This window comes from Hoylesella timonensis S9-PR14 (assembly GCF_000762405.1).
Taxonomy (GTDB): domain Bacteria; phylum Bacteroidota; class Bacteroidia; order Bacteroidales; family Bacteroidaceae; genus Prevotella; species Prevotella timonensis_A.
On sequence record NZ_JRPQ01000054.1, the window covers coordinates 1 to 24,633 of the forward strand.

The 24,633-nt window shown below is 40.7% G+C and carries 20 protein-coding genes; 19 read left to right on the forward strand and 1 reads right to left on the reverse strand.

Going from position 1 to position 24,633, the window contains the following annotated elements:
* Window positions 1-371: 371 nt before the first annotated feature.
* The 3 genes from HMPREF9304_RS13770 (at window position 372) to HMPREF9304_RS02135 (ending at window position 4,092) form a co-directional block, all read left to right on the forward strand.
* The gene (locus tag HMPREF9304_RS13770; RefSeq protein ID WP_052045842.1) at window positions 372-2,471 is read left to right on the forward strand and encodes an ATP-binding protein; all 2,100 of its coding nucleotides are present in this window, start codon (window positions 372-374) and stop codon (window positions 2,469-2,471) included.
* Window positions 2,472-2,579: 108 nt separating this feature from the next.
* Window positions 2,580-3,539, forward strand: a complete 960-nt coding sequence (locus tag HMPREF9304_RS02130) for a helix-turn-helix transcriptional regulator (protein ID WP_036926150.1) — start codon at window positions 2,580-2,582, stop codon at window positions 3,537-3,539.
* A 1-nt stretch (window position 3,540) separates the two neighbouring features.
* On the forward strand, window positions 3,541-4,092 hold the full coding sequence (locus HMPREF9304_RS02135; RefSeq protein WP_008124289.1) for a 3'-5' exonuclease: 552 nt from the start codon (window positions 3,541-3,543) through the stop codon (window positions 4,090-4,092).
* A 107-nt stretch (window positions 4,093-4,199) separates the two neighbouring features.
* On the opposite strand, the gene xseA is transcribed toward HMPREF9304_RS02135, so the two are convergent.
* Window positions 4,200-5,495, reverse strand: coding sequence for an exodeoxyribonuclease VII large subunit (gene xseA, locus HMPREF9304_RS02140; protein WP_036926151.1), 1,296 nt, complete (start codon window positions 5,493-5,495; stop codon window positions 4,200-4,202).
* A 281-nt stretch (window positions 5,496-5,776) separates the two neighbouring features.
* Between xseA and HMPREF9304_RS02145 the strand changes: the two genes are divergently transcribed.
* The 16 genes from HMPREF9304_RS02145 (at window position 5,777) to HMPREF9304_RS02220 (ending at window position 24,529) form a co-directional block, all read left to right on the forward strand.
* Complete coding sequence (locus HMPREF9304_RS02145; protein WP_036926152.1) at window positions 5,777-6,676, forward strand: sirohydrochlorin chelatase; 900 nt, start codon at window positions 5,777-5,779, stop codon at window positions 6,674-6,676.
* Window positions 6,677-6,763: 87 nt separating this feature from the next.
* Complete coding sequence (locus tag HMPREF9304_RS02150; RefSeq protein WP_052045851.1) at window positions 6,764-9,835, forward strand: SusC/RagA family TonB-linked outer membrane protein; 3,072 nt, start codon at window positions 6,764-6,766, stop codon at window positions 9,833-9,835.
* Between the two features lie 4 nt (window positions 9,836-9,839).
* On the forward strand, window positions 9,840-11,249 hold the full coding sequence (locus HMPREF9304_RS02155; protein WP_036926153.1) for a RagB/SusD family nutrient uptake outer membrane protein: 1,410 nt from the start codon (window positions 9,840-9,842) through the stop codon (window positions 11,247-11,249).
* A gap of 102 nt (window positions 11,250-11,351) precedes the next feature.
* Window positions 11,352-12,569 carry a DUF4929/DUF8472 family protein gene (locus HMPREF9304_RS02160; RefSeq protein WP_036926154.1) on the forward strand — a complete coding sequence of 406 codons (1,218 nt, stop codon included), beginning with the start codon at window positions 11,352-11,354 and terminating at the stop codon, window positions 12,567-12,569.
* Window positions 12,570-12,663: 94 nt separating this feature from the next.
* Window positions 12,664-15,507: a M16 family metallopeptidase gene (locus tag HMPREF9304_RS02165; protein ID WP_036926155.1), complete on the forward strand. Its 2,844-nt coding sequence runs from the start codon at window positions 12,664-12,666 to the stop codon at window positions 15,505-15,507.
* A complete protein-coding gene (locus tag HMPREF9304_RS02170) occupies window positions 15,491-16,384 on the forward strand; it encodes a ChaN family lipoprotein (protein WP_036926156.1) in 894 nt (297 codons plus the stop codon). The genes HMPREF9304_RS02165 and HMPREF9304_RS02170 overlap by 17 nt, the downstream gene beginning before the upstream one ends.
* 34 nt (window positions 16,385-16,418) lie before the next feature.
* Entirely contained in the window at window positions 16,419-16,901 is a 483-nt protein-coding gene (locus tag HMPREF9304_RS02175; RefSeq protein WP_036926157.1) for a hypothetical protein, read from the forward strand.
* A gap of 40 nt (window positions 16,902-16,941) precedes the next feature.
* A complete protein-coding gene (locus HMPREF9304_RS02180) occupies window positions 16,942-17,874 on the forward strand; it encodes a fibrobacter succinogenes major paralogous domain-containing protein (protein WP_036926158.1) in 933 nt (310 codons plus the stop codon).
* 265 nt (window positions 17,875-18,139) lie between these two features.
* Window positions 18,140-19,528 (forward strand): MATE family efflux transporter, encoded by a 1,389-nt coding sequence (locus HMPREF9304_RS02185; RefSeq protein WP_036926159.1) that lies wholly within the window; start codon window positions 18,140-18,142, stop codon window positions 19,526-19,528.
* A complete protein-coding gene (locus tag HMPREF9304_RS02190; protein WP_036926160.1) occupies window positions 19,500-20,141 on the forward strand; it encodes a cytidylate kinase-like family protein in 642 nt (213 codons plus the stop codon). Before HMPREF9304_RS02185 ends, HMPREF9304_RS02190 begins: the two co-directional genes overlap by 29 nt.
* 7 nt (window positions 20,142-20,148) lie before the next feature.
* A complete protein-coding gene (locus tag HMPREF9304_RS02195; RefSeq protein ID WP_004349809.1) occupies window positions 20,149-20,655 on the forward strand; it encodes a metallophosphoesterase family protein in 507 nt (168 codons plus the stop codon).
* A gap of 7 nt (window positions 20,656-20,662) precedes the next feature.
* Window positions 20,663-20,929, forward strand: a complete 267-nt coding sequence (locus tag HMPREF9304_RS02200; RefSeq protein ID WP_036926161.1) for a hypothetical protein — start codon at window positions 20,663-20,665, stop codon at window positions 20,927-20,929.
* Window positions 20,926-22,074, forward strand: coding sequence for a dTDP-glucose 4,6-dehydratase (gene rfbB, locus HMPREF9304_RS02205; RefSeq protein WP_036926162.1), 1,149 nt, complete (start codon window positions 20,926-20,928; stop codon window positions 22,072-22,074). Before HMPREF9304_RS02200 ends, rfbB begins: the two co-directional genes overlap by 4 nt.
* Before the next feature lie 13 nt (window positions 22,075-22,087).
* The gene (locus tag HMPREF9304_RS02210) at window positions 22,088-22,498 is read left to right on the forward strand and encodes a sugar 3,4-ketoisomerase (protein ID WP_036926184.1); all 411 of its coding nucleotides are present in this window, start codon (window positions 22,088-22,090) and stop codon (window positions 22,496-22,498) included.
* Window positions 22,491-23,429: a GNAT family N-acetyltransferase gene (locus HMPREF9304_RS02215; RefSeq protein WP_036926163.1), complete on the forward strand. Its 939-nt coding sequence runs from the start codon at window positions 22,491-22,493 to the stop codon at window positions 23,427-23,429. The genes HMPREF9304_RS02210 and HMPREF9304_RS02215 overlap by 8 nt, the downstream gene beginning before the upstream one ends.
* A complete protein-coding gene (locus HMPREF9304_RS02220; protein WP_036926185.1) occupies window positions 23,426-24,529 on the forward strand; it encodes a DegT/DnrJ/EryC1/StrS family aminotransferase in 1,104 nt (367 codons plus the stop codon). The genes HMPREF9304_RS02215 and HMPREF9304_RS02220 overlap by 4 nt, the downstream gene beginning before the upstream one ends.
* The last annotated feature ends 104 nt before the right edge of the window (window positions 24,530-24,633 follow it).

Here is a 24,633-nt window from a genome sequence, read left to right on the forward strand (position 1 = left end):
CACCTTTTGGCGATTAAAGCATTGAGATAAGCGTGCAATTTGCATGCTTTAAGGCTGCTGAAGCATGTGAATAACAGCCTTAATACATGTTTCCAAGACCGTTAAAACAATGTTTCAGCTCGAAAAGGCATCGATTTTAACAAAATCAGCCCATTTTTGCAGTTCGTTTGCCTATTAAATTTTTCTATTTTGAAGATTTTAGATGACCGTTTTTTGGTAAAATAACAAGACAAAAGCAACGATTCCCTTTATCAAGAATGAGCAGAAAAAAAATAATGCAACACTTTTCAACTTTTTGACAACCTATACACTTTTTTGGCATACCCTGCACCGTATCTTTGCCACATCAATACAAAAAATAGTAGAGAATTATGGCAAAAACAAGCATTCAGTACATCAAAGAGGCTGCAAAGAAATTGGTGGATAGTAAATTACAGCGGTTAGGTGCAGCCAAGACACAAGAGATTTTCAAAGGTGTGATGCAATCGGTTGGATTGGAAACAATGGGAGAAGTGTACTTGTTCGTTGCCCAGTTTGACCTGACTTGTCGTGATAGAATATCCGATATGGACGATCTTGCCAGTTATTTCGAATGCTCGTCGTTAGACATGATAGAGTATGTGCCAGCACTCACATCGCTCGAAAGCAAAGGTATCCTTGTGCGTAGGGGTAGGAGTGAGGAAAACATTTTGAAGCAGAATTATAGCGTATGCGATGCTGTAGTAGCTGCAGTGATTGACAACAAGCCTGTTGAGATCCGTCATGACATGATAGAAGAGGTGCAGATGGATAAGTATGAGTTTTGCAAACGAATAGCAGAAAAGGTAGAAAGCCCGAACATTGTTACCAATGAACTGATATTATTTGCTGAAAAATTAGAGAAATGTTGCCAGCATCTTACGTTTGTACACCAACTAACTGATAGAGTAGGGAACATTGTCGACCGAATTTTGTTCTACGATATATGCCATGACAATTTCCAAGACGATGGAGATGGAACTTCAGATCTAAATACTACATTGAAAGATTTGTACAGCAACATCAGCGAACGCATTGCCACACGAAAGAAGATTGTCGAGCGAAAGCATGTTCTCTTCACCTTGGAACTGATAGAGTTGGATGACAATTATGACGAAGACCTGTTACTAACAGATAAAGGGAAGGAATTTTTCTACGCTGAAGACCTCGTGGCGTTCTCCAAGTTGTATAAATACCGTGACATCTATTCGTTCGTCAACGGCATATACGATTTCTTTCATTCTTCAAAACGCTACAACAGCGACCGACCGAATGAGATGGTGACTCGCATTATCAATAAAACAGTGCATAGTTATGAACAGACAAACCAGCATTTAGCTGAAGTAAAAAGAATACAGAACCTCATACCCGACGCTTTTGAAAAAATGCTTTTCTACACCGTGGCAAAAGAAATGATAGACGGACAAGAAACATCTTTATCACATGCGGTTAAGACTATCTACCCTCGTCAGATGCGAAAAAAGGTGTTGCAAGACTTCAAGGACAGAAAAAGTGAACTGCAGAAAAAGGAATTGGTTGTGATTGAGACAAACTTCACCTTATTTGGAGAGGACACACTATTGGTCATGACCGACAAAGCAAAAGAGATGTTGCTGGGTGAAGATGCGGAACTATTTATGAGAGAGGTGTCTGACAAACAACTAATCCCTTGCAACAAGATAACGAAAAAGAAACTATTTTTCTCTCCAGCACTTGAAAAACAGTTATCGCTTCTGCGCAATAGTTTGGAGGAAGAATACTATCAAAGGCTCTGCAACAGGATAAAAAAGAACAATTTGCCTACGGGCATTGCCGTTTTGCTGTATGGAGAGCCTGGCACAGGTAAGACCGAAAGCGTGCTACAGATAGCCAAAGCTACAGGGCGCGCTATCATGCACGTGGACATCAGTGCCACGAAAACATGCTGGTTTGGCGAAAGCGAAAAACTCATAAAGAAGGTTTTTACCGACTATCGGCGGCTGTGTACCAAGAACAAGCTAAAACCTATCCTGCTATTCAACGAGGCTGATGCCATCTTCTCCAAGCGTAAAGATGTGAACAATGGAAGCGTTGCACAGACAGAGAATGCCATTCAAAACATTATTCTTGAAGAGATGGAAAACCTTGATGGCATCCTTATCGCAACCACCAACTTGGCGGACAATCTTGATAGGGCTTTCGAGCGAAGATTCTTATTCAAGATTCATTTTGATAAACCTACCATCGAGGCAAAGAAAAACATCTGGATGAATAAGTTGCCTACGCTCTTGGCAACCGATGCGCAAACGTTGGCGGCAGCTTATGAGTTGAGTGGCGGACAGATAGACAACATTGTGAGGAAGGCTGTGATGCAAGAAATCGTTAATGGCAACAAGCCTACGCTCCAATCGCTTGTAGAGATATGTAACGAAGAGAGTATCAAACGAAGCGGAGCAAGACGTATAGGATTTTGATAACGATGTTCGACGGCGATACAAGTGAGAAAACAAATAACAAACAAGCAGGGTGACAAATGTCAGCAGCTATTTGTATCTTTGCAATCAATAAAAACCTAATGCATTATGCCAGCAAACCAATTTGGAAGATATGTATGGCTTGTGGATACGCTTCGACGCTACAAACACCTTTCCTATAAGGAGATTAATGCTAAGTGGCAACAAAGCGGACTGAGCTATGGGGAAGGGGATGAACTGCCTCTTCGCACTTTTCACAATCATAGGAAAGCCATTTACGACATTTTTAATATTGCCATTGAGCTTGACCCTGATGTGAAAGGTTATAAATATCATATAGAAAACCCACTCGAACTGGAAGACGACAGCCTTCGTAGTTGGCTCATTGACTCGTACGCCACCTTGAACCAAATTCAGGTAGACAGCAAGTTGAAAGACCGAATAGTGTTTGAAGATATCCCATCAGGAAACACCTGGCTTACTACTTTCATGCAGGCGATGCGCGAGAATAAAGTCATGAAGATTACACATCAAGGCTTTGGTAAGGATTTCCCAAACACCTTCGAGATTGAGCCATATTGTCTGAAAGTAGTAAAACGACGTTGGTACATCATTGCCAACAACCCTTACTACACGGCACTTAATAAGAAACATAAAGAAGAAGAGGGGTATTCGCCACGAAAGGAAATACGTACATACGGACTTGACCGCATCATAGAGGCAGCGATTCTTGACAAAACCTTTGAAATGAAAACAGATTTCGACATAAAGAAGTTCTATGAAGGTTGCACAGGCATCATTCCAAGCGACGAACCAATAGAGCGTGTCGTCTTAAAAGCCTACGATCAAGCACCTGACTACCTTCGCACGCTACCGCTGCACGAATCTCAAAAAGAAATAGAAACCAGCGAAGAGTCTGCCACTTTCTCATACCACGTGAGGTTGACGTACGACTTCGTGCAACTTATTATGCAACAGGGAGATCAGGTAGAAGTGTTGGAGCCAAAGAAATTGCGTGACCAAATACGAAATATGGCAAATACCTTACTCTCATATTACAAGGACTGACATGGAAGGATTGAACTTTATAGCAATAGATTTTGAAACAGCAACAGGCAAACGAGCATCTGTTTGCGAAGCTGGAATATGTGTGGTGAAAGACGGAAAGATTGTCGAAACCAAGTCGTGGTTAATTCGTCCCGAAGACAATGCCTACTCCTATTGGAACATTCAGATACATGGCATTCATCCCGAAGATACGGAGAATGCGCCCAGTTTCCCATGCGTATGGCAAGAAATATTGACCTATCTAAAGGAAACACCTATACTCGTAGCCCACAATGCAGCCTTCGATATCTCCTGTATTCGCAAATCATTAGAGTTGTACCACCTCGATACACTTGATGTTGACTATTATTGCACACTTCGTGCCGCACGTCATCACTACGATTTTGAATGCCATACGCTCGGTTATCTCTGTGAACAGTTTGAAATTCCCGAAGGTACACACCATCGGGCTGGCGATGATGCCGAGATGTGTGCACGTCTGTTTCTTCGAGAAATAAAAGATGCAGGCTGGTGCGAACTTACAGAAATGACGTATTGTAACGGGAAGTTATAGTGACATGTTCGTACAACGAACTGTCGCCCACACGAAAGTGTCAGCACGAATTGGTTGCCTTTCTCCGTATGTTCTTAAAAAACAGAGAGACAATCCTCTCACATTTCCTACTTTACTGTTGATTTGATAATTCCCTTCTCTACACGTGTTTCTATCTCATCTCCAGCCTTTAGTTGGTGTGCATTGCGCACTGCCCGCCCTTGATGCAGGGTGATACTATAGCCACGCTTGAGTAAAAGTTGAGGATCGAGCAGCGAGCAACGCTGTTCCAACAAGTCGAGATGATGACGAGTATCAAGGAGGAGGCGCTGAACAGTGGGGGACAATCTGGCAGAGTGAAGCGCTATGTGTTGCTGTGCCTGATGTACATGGAGTCTTGCGGAAGTAGTCAAACGTTGTTGGCACTGCTGCAAATGCGTCAAATGCTGGAGCTTAACACGAGAAAAGAGGAAGGGTATTTTACTCGTAAGAAGGTCAAAACGGTTCTTCTCAAGTTCCATGGCATGCCTTACAATTTGTATGATTTCCTGTTCTGCATCATCAATGCGATGCCAAGTGTTTCTCAAATGTTCAACCAAGTAGGCAGCTGCAGCGGTAGGTGTCTTTACTCGTTGAAAGGAAATCATGTCGAGTACGCTCTCATCCCTGTCGTGTCCAATTCCTGTGATAATGGGCAAAGGGAAATTAGCCACGTTCTCGGCTAATAAAATGGTGTCGAAACCACTCAAATCACTGGTAGCACCGCCGCCACGGATAATGACCACCACATCGAAGTTGTCCACCTGATCATTGATTTGGTTCAAAGCATTAATCACACTCTGCTCAACTTTTTCGCCTTGCATCACAGCAGGAAAGAGTTGCACATCGAAACAAAGTCCTGCATCGTTGTCTTGTAGCTGGCGCAAGAAATCGCCATAGCCTGCCGCCTGTTCGCTGGAAACGACTGCAACACGTTGAGCAAAGAGTGGTAAGGTGAGTTCTTTTTGTAAATCAAAGACGCCCTCTGCCTTCAATTGGGCAATGATTTCTTGTCTTTTTCTTGCCATATCACCCATCGTGTAAACGGGGTCAATGTCTGTAATAATCCACGAGAACCCATAAGCCTCGTGGAAATTAGCATAGACCTTCAGTAATACTTTCATACCAGCTCGTAGGGATTGCCCTGTCATTCGCTCGAAATACGGTCGCATCAGCATCCACTTGTTCTTCCAGCATTTAGCGGAAGCCTTGGCTATGGGCGTATTGGTTTGCTCATCTTTCTGTACTAACTCCATGTAACAGTGCCCTCTCACCTCACGTACCTCAGACAATTCGGCCTCTACCCAATATTCATCGGGCATGACAGTTTGGAGAGTTTCACTCACCAGTTCGTTGAGTTCATAAAGCGTTAATTTTTGTTTCATTTGCTTTGATATTTCACATACAAAAATACAATTTTATTTTGAAAGGCGATGCATAGTAATAAAAATGCACTGGCAGAAAATTTCGAAAGTTACATTTCTTAAATGACATTACTGCTGGAGATACAAGAGAAACTAACCAGCAATGATTTAGAGAAAAATCATCATATTTAGGTATTGCCTTGACAATTAGGAGTTGTTACCTTTGCAAATTCAAAAAATACATGCATAAGTATGCCATTGAAGGGATAATGAAATAACTAATTTATATATCATCTTTGAAAATGAAAAATTTAAGAAAAAAACTTTTAGCATTAACATTTATATTGACAATAGTTGGTAGCATGCAAGCCAAAAATGCGTTAATTGTAATAGCGCATGGCTCACCTATGCCCAGTTGGCGCAAACCGGTCTTGGACTTAGAACCAATCGTACGGCAAAAATTAGCAACTCATCCCGTAAAAGGTATCGACTATATGCGTGTGGCACTCATGGAATATACAGAACCTTCAGTAGCCACTGTAGTAAAGGATTGTTTGAAACAAGGAGCCGATACCATCTTTGCGTTACCTTTGTTCATAGCTCCATCAAGTCACACGGAAGAAGATTTACCCAATATTCTTGGCATGAAGTATAATAGATATGTACGCGAAGAGTTGGCAGAGGAAAATACCGAGATGGTTCATACCAATGTTCCTATTGTCATGGGACCAACATTCTATTATAGCTACGTGTTAGAAAAGACGATGTTACAACGAATAAAAGCGATGTCGAAAGATGAGGCAAACGAAGCCGTGGTATTTCTTGCACATGGCGACCCAGAACGTATTGGATTTTGGAACATGATGTTAGAACATGTACAAAAATATATCAAAGACAACAGCAAGATAACTTATACCGATGCACGACAGATAGAGATGGGACATGACTTCGCAAATGAACTACTACCAATATTAAAACGTGCCGCACAACACAAAAAGCGAATATTGGTACAGGGCATTTATCTTACTTCAGACGTGAAACGTATGGCAGATAGGCACAACATGCAGGAAAAACAAGCGGAGCTAACCCGAGATGGTGTAGAAATAGTTTACAGCAATGAGGGAATTTTGCCAGCATCATCCGACCTAATTGCCAATTGGGTAATAGAAGAAACGACACAATGGTTGAAGAGCAAGAAATAGCTCTTCAATCTTATCCGTTAGTAAAATAGTGCATACATGTTACGTATTAAGCCAAAACACACAGCAACAGCAACCAAAATCGTACAGATGACTTTGCTGCTATTTGGGAACATACCATGCAAGAAGAGTATTTTTGTCTTGCTCTGTATGATAGGGGGCATTCTCAATACTCATGCTCAAACAAGTAAGGTTTTCGGTTATGTTACTGACACAAATAACGAGCCTCTAATAGGTGTGTCGGTGAAAGTGGATGGCACTAATACGATGACTGTTACAAATAACGAAGGACGATTTTTATTAAGTATTCCACGACAAAACTCATTTACTGTAACATTCTCATATGTGGGATATGCCACAAAAAAAGTGAAATGTAAAGATAACACACCATGCCTAAACGTGAAGTTATCAGAAGATGTAAATCAAATAAATGAAGTTGTAATACGTGCGAAGAGCAATATCAACGCGATTGACTTACGAGCTAAATCGGGTGCAGTGGTTAATGTAGATATGAAAGCACTTAAAGACAAGCCAATGATTGACATGGGATTGGCTCTGCAAGGAATGGTACCTGGTTTAATGGTTTCTAATACGGGGGAATTGGGTAAAGCCCCTGAAATACGCATTCGTGGAAACTCTTCATTTAGAAAGGGGAATATGACCAATGAACCATTGTATGTTTTAGATGGGAAAATAATAGCTGCCGAAACCTTTTATAACCTTCCCCCACAAGATATTGCAAGTATTAAGGTGTTAAAGAACGCATCAGCATGTGCCTTATACGGCGTTAAAGCTGCTAATGGGGTCTTGGAAATAACGTCACAACGCGGATATTGCGGTAAACTTACCATTTCCTACAGCAACAATATCGGAATTACGGGACGAGGAAAACGAGGAGTTCGACTAATGAATTCCAGTGAAAAATTGGAATTCGAACGACTTTTACAAAATCCTGCCACACCAGGTTATCGGTTTAGTGCTGACTATTATAATAAGTATGAGGCAGATAATCCTGATAAGACTCAACTTATCAAAGAAGGAGAAGTATATCTTAATGAATTACGGAAAATTGACACAGACTGGTTTAACGAACTGATACATAATAATATCTACCAACGCCACAGCTTCAGCTTGAAAGGCGGGAATAATTCAACGACATATTATGTTTCTGCGAACTATGCCAATCAAGGTGGAAGAATGAAAGGAAATGACAAACAACGTTATAGCGTACGTCTTAGCTTAGACCAACGGTTAGGAAAGATTGGCTATATGATGTTGGGAGTCAATGGTGCATACGCAAAAACGAATACGCCAACTGGCACAACCTTCGATCCAACTTCATTGGTGTATAACCTTAATCCTTACGAAACAACTTCATCGCAACTTTATTCATACCCAGGACAAAGGTTCAAAGACTTGCTTTACCAATTCCAACAAGACCATACAGATAAAGACGTAGGGTTTTCTGCCAACCTTACTCTTACTCCCTTTGCAGGACTAACATTGGCATATATTGCAGGTGCTGATTTGAGCTTTGGCAACAATCATCGTTTTACTCCTGCTACCTCTTACAGTGAACAGCATCAAGGCATCCCTATCCTAAGACGCGGGATATACAGCAAATCTCAAAATGCGACAACAAACATATCGAGCAACTTTAGAGCAACATATAATCAAGTAATCAATGATATACACGACCTTACCCTTGGCGCGAATATTGATTATTACTTTTACGACAATGAAGGAGTGGGCATCACGGGATATGGTGTGGGTAATATAGACTCACCTTCTGCCATAAACCATTCGCTGCAAGGGCTTAGGCAACCTGAGATACGAAACCCACATGACAGAAATGCACAATTGGGTATAGGAGTGGTAGGTGGCTATTCCCTTAAAAATATCTACGACTTTTACGCTACCTACAAAGCAGATGCGTCATCCGTTCTTCCCAAAAAGAAACGTTGGAACTCTGCTTGGGCAACGGGAATAGGGTGGACGCCAACCAACTATCCTTTTTTGAAGGGCAATAAGATAATATCTGCACTGAACCTAAAAGCATCGTATGGCGTAACAGCTAATCTTAATGGTGTTTCCGTATCACAGACTATTGGCACATTCTCATTTTCCAACAAAGGCTATGATGAAGTAAGGCCATTGGAACTACTTATGCTTTATAATAAAGACTTGAAAGCAGAGCAAAATAAATCAATGGATGCTGGTCTAACCCTTGAACTATTTCACCGCATTACATTTGATGCGAATTGGTATAATCGCATAACAGAAGAAGCCCTGTTAGATGTACCTATTGCAACAAGCACGGGATTTCAATTGATGAAACGCAACGTTGGAATATTACAAAACAACGGCATAGAGTTGGGCTTTAACGTTAGGATTATTGATAATTATGACAGCAGGTTAAATTTGCGTGCCAACTTTTGCTATAATCGCAATAAAGTTATTGATCTATATGACGGCAACCGACTATATACGAACGAAGATGATATATTGCCAACTTACGAGGTAGGTAAATCGTACGACATGCTGTATGGGCTTCATTCATTAGGCATCAATCCTCTTACTGGTTATCCAGTATTCAAGACTCCTGATAACAAGGAAAAACAAGCAAGCGAATTTCTTACGAAGTCTGATTTCCAATCCTTAGGTCATCTCACGCCACCATACAACGGAGGATTGAATGTTGATTTTCAATACAAAGAATTTGAAATGAATGTTGGCTTTTACTACACGCTTTCGGGTATTCGTCAATTTGATTACAAGTACGTACGTAATAAAGACAATGCAAACAAGAATGCTATTGCTGGACTTACTGAACACATGTGGTTTACGCAAGGAGATGAGCACAAAATTTATCCCACACCCTATTACGCAAACAGTGTGGCTGAAGAAAACATGGCTTTGTATGCAACCTCTCGCACAGTTGGTTCAAGCAATATGTTAAAATTATCCATGGTGTCATTGAGATACCGCATTGCAGGGAAATGGTTAGAAAAGCATCTACCTTTTTTACAATTCGCCTCAGTGGGATTTCAAGGTTCAAATCTCTATACATGGACATCCTTTAAGGAGTCGGATCCGGAAAGCGGAAAACTTTCTGGAACACTTCAACCTGTGTTCACATTTAATATGAACCTAACATTTTGAAATTATGTTTAAGATAACACGCAAAAATATATTATTGTTTCATTATATCATTTCTGCGATGATATTTACATCGTGTTCGCTCAACATTCCGCCAATGGATATGTTTTCAGACCCCGATGCGATTACCAATGTTCAAAATGCACGTTCACTCTTAACTTCAGCATATAGGGCATACCCTCATTACGAATTGGAGTTTTCAATCTTGGGCAATGACTTTTGCCCTACGTCACTCTCTCACAGCAATGTAGAATTAATAAACCTGTATGCGTGGCGTCCTAAAGAAATCACACAACTTTCCACGAATCTTTGGCTTGGATATTATAATGTTATTGCTATCTGTGATGCTTTAGATGAACGACTGCCACAAGTGCAGATAGAAAAAGAAGATGACAGGCAGGAAATCATCAATATTTCCTCGGAAAGCAAACTACTAAAAGCTTGGTGCTATTTGCAATTACTCAAGATATATGCCCCAGCTTACGACAGGAACCCAGACGACATGGGAATCATACTAAAGTCGACACTCGGAATAGAAAACAAACAACGTAGTTCTATCAAAGAATGTACGAGTTATATCGAGAATTTATTACTACAAACAGCCAAACATCCCTTTAACAACAAAAATCAGATGTGGATGTCGAACGATGCAGCTCACTACTTATTAGCTGATCTCTACCTTTATATGGGACAATGGGATAAAGTTCTCGAGTATGCTGTCCCGCTGCTTTCTACCATGCCTAAATTAGGGTCGGACTCCTATGAAAAAGAATACCATTCTTTATGGACTGACAAAAATTCAACAGAACGTATTTTTGCTTTTTATATGGATAGTCCTGTTTTCACTAATTTGGAATACGACAGAAACAAAGGAGATTTATTTGCCATCAACCCAAACTTTGCAATTGACAAATCAGACAGACGTTATGACATGGCGATTATACCCAAGAAGATGTACAACAAACAGGTCATGCTCTTGGGTAAATATAACAAATTACAAAAAGATAACATGGTTGTTTCCTACCTTAACAAGATGCGGCGGGCAGGTCTTATCTTCATGGTGGCTGAAGCTTATGCACAAATAGGAAATAATCACAAAGCTATTGCAACGATAAACAGTTATCGAAAATTAACTGGAAAGAACATGCTCACAGAAAATTTGAATGGCAAAAATTTAATCGATTCTATCCTTTACGACAAATACGAAGAGTTTGCTGGAGAAGGCACTAATTACTTTGACTTAAAACGTACACATAACAAACCGCTTGCTCGTTTAACTCTATGGGGCGAGGGACATTCCGCTTATATATCTGAAGACGACTATCGGTGGACTTTCCCTATACCAAAAGCAGAATACCGCTTTAATCTTGCCGAAATCAACCAAAACAAAGGCTGGTATTATACAAATGACAAATGAAAAGTAGGTAAAGGTGTCTAACATGACATCACACTAAAAGGCATAACACGGAACTGGCAAATATCTCTTAAAAATAACTCAATTTTTTATAACAATTACACAATGAAAACCATTAAATTTACATTAGCAGCCCTTTTGGCACTTTTGCTTATACCCTCTTGTACAGAGGAAAAGGATGAGCAAATGACAAATCATCTAAATCTTGAACTACAAGGAGTTCATGAGATTGCAGAAGATGATAATACAACTATCACGATTAAGGCAAGTTTGTCCTTTACACCAGAGGAAGACGTTACTGCCAATTTGATGGTCACAGGAAACGATGACAACATTGTAGAACTTTCTACGCAAAATCTTGTTTTCAAGAAAGGTGAAAAGCTTAAAACCTTTACTATCAAATCCAACAACAAACATTTAGTTAAAGGAGTTCGTTCTATTACCATCAATGTGGGTCACATAAACAATGATAACGTAAAATTATTAAAGCCTGTGACTATTAATGTTCAACAAGATAGTGATATTCCAGTCTTAACAGAAGCACAACAATCTTTAATCAAGGGTTATAAAGAAAAGTTTGGAGTCGATCTCACAAGCATCCTTGGTAAAATAAAGGTAAAAGCAAGTGTTAGTTATAATGCCAGTGACAAAGAACAATACTTTGGAGGTAAAGAGAAAGAAACATTCAACGGCTACACCATTATTACACTCAGCGAAAAGGCCACTGCCGACAAACCCGTTCTAAAGATGATATCCAATGCAATGGGACTTAACGACTTCTTCTACATGGTACTTAAAAAGAAGACGGTTGAAGATACAGAATCTTTCCAACAACAACCTAATGGTTTGGCTGTTGTGAAAGCAGTAAAGTTTGATCCTAAGGAAGACACCTTCACCACAGCTCTTGACAATATTGAACTCAATATTAAAGATGGAAAAATCAATTTCTTAGGAACGGGAAAGGATGTATATGGAGACGAAATAACTGTGGTGCCTTTTTCATACAAGTTCTCTGCATGGGAGCGTTTACAGAACATTGTAAAGCAAGGGAATGTCTCCGTTACTATCAAATTGCCTTATGAAGACCATGAGCAAACGATATTGATCAACCAAGATGTAATTGATGCAGGTGGAAGTATTTCCCCAAATAGATGGCTCGGATATAGCACCATAGACAAGGATTCATATAAGAACGATCCGTCTGACTACATCAAGCCTACCTCTGTTCTTGACTTCAAGGGAGGGAAGATGTCTTTTACATTTCCATGGGACTTTGATGAGGCGAATGGCTACACACAAATAAATGTAGAATATACCTTTTGATATTGGTTAAAAAACAAAATCATCTCCTCCTCTTTTAAGAAGCGGTGATAACTATTAAGAATAAGAATTTCACAACATCATACCCTAAAGGTATATGCACATAAAACTAACAACTTGTAGAATAAGCTTATTATCACTTCTACTTGTTATTTCTATTTCTATATCAAGGGCGGGGAGCACAACGTTCCCTCCCCTTTCCCCCAATGCTGTTGAGGGGAAACTTTCCAATGGCTTACGTTACATCCTTGTACCTACTACAAACCAATCGCATAAAATAGAAATGCGGATGATTATGCGAATTGGTTCGTTGGTTGAAGATGAAGAACAAAGAGGATGCGCACATTTTTTGGAACATTTAGCGTTTGAGGGAACTAAACATTTTCCCAATCGCACTATGATACAGGCTTTCGAGGCGCAAGGAATGAAATATGGGCGAGATATCAATGCGTTTACAGGATTCGACCGTACCATTTATTCCTTATCTCTACCAATCACCAGTGCCCAACAACGTTCGGAAATACTGCAATTAGCACTTCATTCGGCAAGCGATTGGCTTGGTGCTATTGATATATCAACATCTCATGTTGAAAATGAGAAAGGCACCATTATAGAAGAACTCCGCAGTTATACTCTGCCTGATGATTTTTATACGCTAAAAATAGGAACAGGAAGATATCCTAAGCGTATGCCTTTAGGATCAGAACAAGAAATTAAAGCTGTAACGCCTAAAGCATTACTACAATATTACAACAAATGGTACAAGCCTCATAATGCAACTATTATCATCGTTGGAGATGTAGACGTTAATGAGGCTAAGCATTTGATATCAACAACATTGGGACATCTTCCAAACACTAACAAGCAAACTCCACCTCCCACCTATCCTTTAACTTACAGCAAAGGCACCAATTACATGGTGTTAACCGATAGTTTACAAACCACTCAAAAAATTGATTGGATAATTCCACATGTCATGCCTTTTACCACCAACCTGCACAACATGCTTGAACGTAAACGCATGGCAATTGTGTGTTCTTTACTTAACAACAGATTAAAGGAAAGCGGAACAAGGTGCGAAGTCTATGACTCGTGGTATTTAGCAAATAAAAATCACTTTACATTCTCATTTTCATCAACACATAACAGCATATTGCTACAATCCATAAGAGCTGCCTCCGCAGAATGTAGACGTATTGTCAAGCAAGGTATCTGCTCCATAGAACTTCAACATCTCATCAAAAAGCAACAAGAAAAAATGATTGTTGAAAAAGAAGACAAAACTGCTACTGAGATTTGCGATGATCTAATCGATTATGTTATTTTTGGGGAAAGACGAATTTACTCGAATCAAGAAGCCAATCAACTGAAAGTGCTATTAAGTAAAACTACGAGCAAAGATATCGTAAAGCGTTTAAGCTTCCTGTTGAAACAAATGCGAAAATCAAGCCTAATAGCTTACAATAGTCATAGTGACAACTCATTGTCCAAGCAAGCAATCATACAAGCATGGCAACAAGGACAACGGCAAAACATGGAAAGATACACATTCCATCCACTTCATCCAAGTTCTCCAAGTACTTCCATACAACGCCCTGAATGGGATCTGAAAACGTACAAGATTGCAAAAGGAGCAATAATAAACCAAAACTACCATAAAAATTTGGAGGTAACCGATATAAAACTTTCCAATGGAATACGCTTATTGCTCAAACCTACCAATACCGCCGACTCTACCATTTACATTGCATGGATAGGACGTGGCGGAATGGCAGACCTTACAACTCTACAGCAAAAACGCTACTACGACGCTATTGCTTATGTAGATTTGGGTGGTATACAAGGATTGCCAAACGATACGCTGTCTGATATCATGATGCAAAAATCACTCTCAATGGCTTTGGGAGTAGACCAATATTGGCATCAATTATTAGCTTCTGGACCAGTTTGCAATAGTTCTTCATTATTTCGTTTGATCAGAGAAAAAATAATGCATCCAGGTTTAGATTATCCACTATTTGAATATCTGAAACAATCAGAAATAGCAAATAATGGAAAAGAGACCTTGTTGCAGCGCATGATGAAACGTGATACCAACCGACTCATAGATATTTGCATTGATTCATTGGTTGGAAACGGAAGAGATAAAACCTTTTTAATGAACAAAGCAGATTGGCAACAGCTTAATTTAGATACGTTGGCAACCTACTACAAGCGTACATTTGGTGATTTGTGCAATACTACAATCATCCTCACAGGGGGATTTGATTTGACAAAAATCATACCGCAAGCTGTCACTATCTTTTCTGAAATGCTTCAACAAGATGCCATGCCTTTGGACAATCGACCTATAAGCTTACCACACAATGAGGTGCGAAAAGTATTTATAGACAATGAAAGTCATCAAAAGGGAACACTCTATATGGTACTTCCCTTCAACTATCATCCTGAGTTGAGAACGTCTCTCTGCATGAAACTAATGCGTGACTTGTTGCAAGAGCGTGTTATCGATATCCTACGAGAAAAGCTTCACATCGTATATTCGCCTTACGTCGACCTATTTTACGATGGCTACCCACAACAGCGAGCATATTTACAACTTACCATTGATGCAGATAAGAACAATCTGGAAAAGGTTGAGCAAACTCTATGCAACATCGTCACACAATTTCAAGACACTGCTGTAAGTACAGCTAATCTTGAAAAAATGAAGCGCTCGTTTTTAGTAGCTAAGCAACAAGCTCTATCCAACGACACACCCGTAGAGTGGAAGAATGCACTCACATCATTGATTAAGAATGATGAGAGCATTGCTGACTTCAATCATTACGAATCTATCTTACAACAAATCACAGCACAGGAAATACAACAAAAGTTTAAACATTATATCAAATTAAACAAACGAATAGTACTAATAAAGACAGATGAAACAAAAAAATAAATTTCTATCCCTTCTACTTGTTATAGTAGCAGCAGGCTCCATGTTCGTAAATGCGCAACAGAAAACCTATGATGCGTATCGATTATACGACAACAATGGCAAAGCTATCGATTATCAACAAATGGTGCAACAACTATCAAAGGCAGACGTCGTATTTTTAGGCGAGATACATAATTGTGCCATTACTCACTGGTTAGAGTTACGCATTCTGCAATCACTCTATTTGGTACATGGAAAAAATTTGGCATTAGGCATGGAGATGTTCGAAGCCGACAATCAACTCACTCTTAATGAATATCTGCAAGGACTTATTTTCTCTGACAGATTCGAAGAAGAGGCGCGTATATGGCCCAATTACGTTACAGACTATGCACCAATTGTCAACTTCGCTCGTGAAAACAAGATACCAACTGTGGCAACAAATGTGCCAAGAAGATATGCGGCAATGGTAAAAGAACACGGATTAGCATTCATTGATTCACTTTCTAAAGAAGCTAAGCAGTATTTCCCTCCATTACCCATTCCCTACGAACCAAACCCACAAGCCGAACAAGGATTTGCCATGATGAGAATGTTGGGTGGTGGAAAATCGAATAAGGATAACAACCACCTTTCTGAAGCGCAAGCACTCAAAGATGCAACAATGGCATGGCATATCGCACAAACCTCCAAGCCTAAGATGTTGCATATAAATGGAAACATCCACTCTGATGGCAACAATGGCATTATCACCTACCTAAGGAAATATGCCCCCAAGAAAATAATAATTACACTACGTACTGTACGACAAGAAGATATTACATTTTTAGATGATACATACAAGGGATTAGCAGATTATTACCTTTGTGTGCCGGAGGATATGACAAATACTTATTAGATAAACAATTATAATAAAATAAACAACGTATAAAATGAAAATTAATTACAAGCTCGTATTGTCATGCGTTTTGTTCATGATTATGCCTTTCCGAACAATGGCAACAGAATATTTGACCATTGAGTTTAAGGACAAAAGTTTTGTTACCTTTGGTATGGACAAACAACCTGTCATTTCTTTTAAGGATGGAAATTTGGTGATTACTGACAATTCCAATGAAACAAAAGAAATGGTCACCAATCAAGTCGTACGCTATTATTTCTCAAAACAAAAAATAACGGCAAACATTGAAGAAGAACGAACTGTTGCGCAGAAACCAATTGTTCTCAATGGACATGTGATGTATCAAGGGCTTGCATCATCATCTGTCGTAAGAGTTTTCACCCTCAACGGAGTAGAAGTAGCACACTACAAAGCCGATTCGCAAGGTTGTGTGGATATTGATGTCTCAACCATGCCACATGGCGTTTACATTTTCCATTCAAATAAAAATGTAATTAAAATTGTCAATAAATAACTTTTATAGAAAACATTATAAACCATCATTCACAAGAAATATGAAAAGAAAAATCATTCTCTCGTTTGTTTTATCAGCTATTGCGATAAGTATCAACGCTCAAGAATACAACATGAAGGTAAACAAAGTAAACGGTGAAGTACTTACTATTGCAACAAGCGAAATCAAAGATGTCGTGTTTGAAGAGATAAAAGGCAAGGAGGAAGAGCCACAAGATGAACCACGCTTTATTACCATGGGCGGTAAAAAATGGGCAATGGGGAATCTTGTTTATGATAATGGAAAGTGGAGAATTGCTGCCAACCAATGGGAGTACTTCAATGCTGTCTATGGAAGAGCTGGCGAAGGAAATACCAAATGTAACCTCAGTGATACGCAAGTAGATCATTTCAGATGGGGAGTATTAGGTAATGCAGCCATAACCCAGGGAACAGACGTTGTAAAAGCCTTTGGTAAGGGAACCTGGGACATCTACAACATCTCTGGAAAAATGTATAAAGATATTGATTGTAAAGATGAGACCAAGAACTTCGACGAAGCAAAATATGGTGATTTGGCATTTTGGGCTACGAAAGGCAAATGGCGCATGCCATCTAAAGCCGACTGGAATTACTTAAAAGATGGCTGCGATTGGCAGTTAGGTTACATTACATTAGATAACGGCAAGCAACTTTATGGCTGTCTGATTACAGAAGCGGCTGGAGATTTTGGCGAAACAAATACCATAGCTAAAGAGTTCTCGAAAGCAGAAGTAGAGAAAAACCTCTTTTTGCCATTAGCAGGGTATCGTTTTGAAGACAAGATAAAAAATGCTGGATATGGCGGTTATTATTGGACCAGTCAACTGTACAATAAAACTGATAATTATGCTTTTGAAGTGTCGTTCGACCGCGATGGATTCTACATTAATCAAAATGGTGACGATACTAATAATGGTAACTGTATCAGACCTATCTTGGTAGAAACCAAATAATAAAAGCTGTTTCAAATAATAATGAAACAACTCTTTATGACACCTTGGAAGTAGGAAACTTTCTGACGGAACGTTTCTTACTTCCATTTTTTAATACCGACTCTCTTTATTCAGATAAACATACATCAATTTTTACATGATATCTATCGCCCTAACTGCTACGGCTTTGAAATGAAAGGACAACAGGTGGTTAGTTTTATCTTCATATTAATGTCTAAAGTATAGAATATTTTCGTACTTTTGCAAAGATAATAAGGAGATGTTCATGGATAATAAAGCAGCAACATTAGAATTAGGTACTAAACCTGTAGGGGCATTACTGATGCAATACGCCATGCCAGCCGTGATTGCCATGACGGCATCCTCCTTGTACAACATGGTTGACCGTATCTTTATTGGACAGGTAGTAGGTCCCATGGCTATTTCAGGATTAGCTATTACCTTCCCGTTCATGAACTTGTCAGCTGCTTTTGGTGCTGCTATCGGTGTAGGATCATCTACTGCTATTTCTGTGAAGTTGGGACAGAAGGACTACGATATTGCCGAGAATGTATTGGGAAACTCTGTTACATTAAATATTATTATAGGACTTGCTTTCGGAATTATCTGTTTACTCTTTTTAGATCCCATTATCCTGTTTTTCGGAGCCAGTGAAAATACCTTGCCTTATGCACGAGACTATATGGAAGTTATCTTGATTGGTAACATCATATCTCATATGTATTTTGGCATGAACAATGTGCTGCGTGCTGCCAGCAAGCCCAATCAAGCCATGTACGCCACCATGTTTACGGTGGTCATGAACGCTATTTTGGACGCAATCTTCATTCTATGGTGGGGCTGGGGTATTCGAGGAGCAGCTTTTGCCACGATTATTTCACAAGCCATCGCATTGGTTTGGCAACTCAAGTTGTTTAGCAACCCCAATGAGTTGTTGCATCTAAAAAGAGGTATCTATCGCCTCAAATCAGATTTGGTGAAAAATATCATCGGCATTGGCATCTCTCCTTTCCTAATGAACGCTTGTGCTTGTATCATTGTTATCTTCATGAACAATCAGTTTGTGCGCTATGGAGGTGACATGGCAGTAGGAGCTTATGGCATTGCCAATAGTATCGGCGTGGTTTTCATCATGTTCGTCATGGGTATCAATCAAGGAATGCAGCCTATTGCTGGCTACAATTACGGTGCCATGCAGTTGGATCGGGTGATGAGGGTTTTAGAGTTATCCATTATAGCTGCCACGGTTATCATGACCGTTGGTTGGGCTATCGCCATGTTTATACCTTACTATTGCGTGCGTCTCTTTACAAACGACCCGATACTCATTGAAATGACTATCAAGGGAACACGTATTGACCTGCTGATGTTCCCTGTTGTCGGGGCACAGATGGTGATTACCAACTTCTTTCAATGTATCGGAAAAGTAAAAATTAGCATTTTCCTGTCTTTATCCAGACAGCTACTTTTCTTATTACCTCTGTTGGCTATCCTACCTCCCATGTTTGGAATAGATGGCGTATGGGCCGCTTTACCTGCATCAGACCTTGTGGCGGTGATTGTTGCGGTGATAATGATGACGATTTATATGAAGAAATTCAAAATACAACATAAAGAATCTACCAATGGAAAACAAGGACAAACTGATTATTAATATTGGGCGCCAAGTGGGCAGTGGTGGACACATTATCGCCAAACTGCTTGCCGATGAGTTTGAATGTCAGTTTTATGACAAAGAGATACTCAATTTGGCTGCTAAAGAAAGTGGGTTCAGTGAGAAGTTTTTTGAGCAGAATGATGAGCAACGAGGATTCATTCAAACCTTGTTCAGCATGCACGCTCCTCTCATTAGTGACAATAATTTTTACAACAATAAATTCTCACAAGATGGCTTGTTTCAGTTTCAAAGCGAAGCCATCACTAAGGCTGCCGATGAAGGTAGCTGCGTTTTTGTAGGACGAGCCGCCGATTATGTGCTGCGAACTTATCCAAACGTGATAAACATCTTTATCACTGCCAACATGAAAGACCGCATCAAATTGGTTTGTCAGCGATTAGGCTGTGATGAAAAGGCTGCCAAGAAGTTGATTATTGACAAAGAAAGTGAACGTGCTTCTTATTACAATTACTACACAGGAAAGAAGTGGGGACACAGTTGTAGCTACGACCTCTGCATCAACTCAAGCTACATGGGACTGGAGAAAACAGCAAAATTTATAGGAGACTACATCCGCATGCGGTTTGGATATAACTCAGAAGAAAGGTAAGGCGTAAATGAAAAGAATTGGTATTATCAGTGACACGCATGCCTATTGGGACGACAAGTACGAGAAATACTTTGCCGAATGTGATGAGATATGGCACGCAGGCGACATTGGCTCATTGGAAGTGGCACAAAAATTGGCTGCCATCAAGCCGTTAAGGGCTGTTTGTGGCAACTGTGACGGTGGTGACTTGCGACGAATGTACCGTGACAAACTGCGTTTCAAGTGCGAAGATGTAGATGTGTTGCTGACGCACATCGGTGGCTATCCCGGCAATTACGCCCCACAAATACGCAGTTTGCTTTTTGCTTCGCCACCTCAATTGTTCGTTTGTGGACACTCGCATATCCTGAAAGTCCAATACGACAAAACACTCAACTTGCTGCACATCAATCCCGGTGCGGCAGGCTTACAAGGCTGGCACCGTGAAAGAACGCTGATAAGATTGACCATAGAAGGCAATAAATTCACCGATTGTGAAGTTATTACATTAAGTGATAAGAACCATCATCCATAACACACAGATGAAAAAAGCATATACCTATTTATTCCAATTTATCGTACTGACAGGCGTGTATTATGGTACACAACTCCTGTTCAATTGGGGTGGTGAATATCATTGGCAAAATTTGATGATTGGGAGTGCCTTGTTCGGAATGACGATGATGTTGCTCAATATCTATTCCGACTATAGAGAACAGAAAAAGCGAAAGGAAAAGAATCAGGAATATTTGGAAACTTACGATAAAGTAGTTAAAGACAAAGATCATAAAAAACAACAAGAAATATGAAAACATACTTAGTGACAGGAGCCGCAGGCTTCATCGGAGCCAACTTCATCAAGTATCTTCTTGACAAAAAGTACAAGAACGAAGACATCAAGGTGATTATACTGGATGCGCTGACCTACGCAGGCAATCTGGGTACTATCAAGAATGACATTGACAACAAGCGTTGCTTCTTCGTGAAAGGCGACATCAGAGACAGGGCTTTGGCAGACAAGTTGTTTGCTGAACATGATATAGACTTTGTCGTAAACTTTGCCGCCGAGAGCCATGTGGACCGCAGTATCGAGGACCCACAATTGTTTCTTTCGGTGAATATACTTGGCACTCAAAACCTCATGGACGCTGCCAGAAGGGCTTGGGTCACGGGCAAAGATGCACAAGGTTATCCCACTTGGAAAGCTGGCAAACGCTATCATCAGGTTTCTACCGACGAGGTTTACGGCTCATTGGGCGCAGAAGGATACTTTACAGAACAAACTCCGCTGTGTCCGCACAGTCCTTATAGCGCGTCAAAGACCAGTGCCGACATGATTGTCATGGCTTATCGCGACACCTACCGTATGCCCGTGAGCATCACGCGATGCTCTAATAACTACGGTCCTTATCACTTTCCAGAGAAGTTGATACCGCTCATTATCAAAAATATCCTTGAAGGTAAACAACTTCCTGTGTACGGCAAAGGCGACAATGTGCGCGACTGGCTCTATGTAGAAGACCACTGCAAAGCCATTGACATGGTGGTGAGAGAGGGTAAAGAAGGCGAAGTGTACAATGTAGGTGGGCATAACGAGATGAAGAACATCGACATTGTGAAGCTCACTATCAAGACCATTCACGACATGATGCAGCAAGATAAAGACCTGCGAAAGGTGCTGAAGAAGCAAGAAGTGGATGAACAAGGCAACATTAAGATTGATTGGATCAACGACAACTTGATTACTTTTGTTGCTGACAGATTGGGACACGACCAGCGTTATGCCATTGATCCTACAAAGATAAAGAACGATTTGGGATGGAATCCTGAAACCATGTTTGCTGATGGAATCGTGAAAACCATCAAGTGGAACCTACAACATCAGGATTGGATCAACGAGGTAACCTCTGGTGACTACCAAAAATACTACGAACAAATGTACGGTAACCGATAAGAAACACGAGCAATTGGAAGCGAAAATCATTGAGTTAGTCAAGATAATAGACCCCAGAGGAAACCTAACCGTTGCCGAAGGTTGCAAGGATGTACCCTTTGATGTGAAGCGGGTGTACTGGGTGTACGACGTGCCAGCAGGCGAAAGTCGTGGCGGACATGCCCACAAACGGTGCAAAGAGTTCTTAATTGCATTGAGTGGCAGCTTCCATGTAACGCTCGACAACGGTAAAGAAAAGACTTCTATACTGCTGAACCACCCTTATCAAGGTCTGTTTGTCGATACTGATACATGGCGGACGTTAGATGACTTCTCGTCGGGAGCAGTATGTTTGGTATTGGCATCTGAGCCTTTCGACGAAGAAGATTATATTCGCGATTATCACTCGTTTGTGGAATATATCAAGAACAAACCTGATGTTTGAGATAAAACGATATGCACCAACAGACAAGGAGCGTTGGAACAGCTATGTGAGGGAGGCAAAAAATGCCACCTTTCTGCTTGACAGAGCCTATATGGACTATCATCAAGATAGGTTTGCGGACGCTTCACTGCTCTTTTACAAGGAGGGTAGGTTGTATGCGCTGTTGCCTGCCCACATTGCAAACGACACCTTATACACACACTTAGGATTGACATACGGTGGTCTTATCATGGACTATCGGGTTACAGCTTCCGACACGTTGTGCCTTTTCGAGGAACTTAACACATATCTTCGCACACAGCACATCAAGCGAGTGGTGTACCGTCCCACACCTTCTATCTATCACCTGACACCTGCCGAAGAGGATTTGTACGCGCTCTTCAAAGTCTGCAACGCCCAATTAGTGGCACGCAATATTTCTTCCGCCATTGATTTGGCACATCCACTGAAGTGGAGTAGAGACCGAAAATACGGCATTAACCGATGTGCTAAAAATGGCATAGAGATAAAGCAGAGTACAGATTTTGCCGCTTTTTGGCAAGTGTTGGATGACAATTTAATGAATAAATACGGTGCGAAACCCGTTCATAGCTTGCAGGAAATAGAACTGTTGCACCAACGTTTCCCCCATCACATCCAGTTGTATGTGGCATGCAAAGATAACATGGTATTAGGAGGAACCGTTCTTTATCTTACGCCCAACGTGGTGCATACGCAATATATCTCGGCATCGCCCGAAGGAAAGCAACTGCGTGTCATCGATGGGCTGTTCCATTTTTTACTCCATCAACCGTGGGACGAACAACAATATTTTGATTTTGGCACGTCTACGCTGCAAGATGGACACCTGCTCAACACCTCACTCATCCATCAAAAAGAGGGATTTGGCGGTCGTGCTATATGTTATGACACTTATCAATGGGAGGTATGATACCCTATTTATCTTTACAACGAGTAACCAATGAACACCTGACAGAGATACAACAGGCTGTCAATAAGGTCATTGAAAGTGGTTGGTATCTGCAAGGTCAGGCGGTACAAACGTTTGAAAAACAATATGCCGAATACATTGGCACCCGGCATTGTGTGAGTTGTGCCAACGGACTGGACGCGCTCACCCTCATTCTCAAAGCCTATATCGAACTGGGAATGATGCAGGCTGGCGATGAAATTATCGTGCCTGCCAATACTTATATAGCTACTATCCTCGCCATAACAGCCAACCAATTGGTGCCAGTGCTGATAGAACCACGCATGGATACGTTTCAGATCAATGACACAAAGATAGAAGAAGCCATTACCGAGCGCACTCGTGGCATCATGCTGGTGCACCTCTATGGACGTTGTGCATACACAGAAAAGATAGGTAAGCTCTGCCAAAAATATCATCTTCAACTCATAGAAGACAATGCACAGGCACACGGATGCCGCTACAATGGCAGCCAACGCACAGGGTCTTTGGGTGATGCGGCTGCACACAGTTTTTATCCTGGCAAGAACTTGGGAGCTTTGGGTGATGCTGGAGCCGTAACGACCAATGATAGCGAACTGGCAAACACGATAAGGACTTTGGCTAATTATGGTTCGTCGCAGAAATATGTGTTTCCCTACAAAGGACAGAATAGCAGAATGGACGAAATACAGGCGGCTGTGCTGAGCGTGAAATTAAAATATCTTGATGCAGATAATGCACGTCGTAGCGCCATTGCACAGCACTATTTGTCCAACATACACCATCCTCTACTCACGCTCCCACAGGGATGTGGCGAGGATAACGTGTGGCACATCTTCCCCATTCTAACTCCACAAAGAGACAAGTTACAGCAATATTTGTTGCAACATGGCATCCAGACCGTCATTCATTATCCTATTCCGCCTCATCAGCAAGGTGCTTACAAGGAGTGGAACCACCGTACATACCCGATGACTGAACGCATTCACGCACAAGAATTGAGCATTCCACTCAACCAAACACTCACCGATGCAGAAGTGAATACGATTGTCAATGTACTGAACTCTTATCCTATGTGAGACACGGGCTTGCGAAAATAGCATGAAAAAAATGCATCTCCATATAAAAGGAGGTGCATCTTTACCCTAACTTAATAGTTAGATACGGAATTATAGGAGCATAT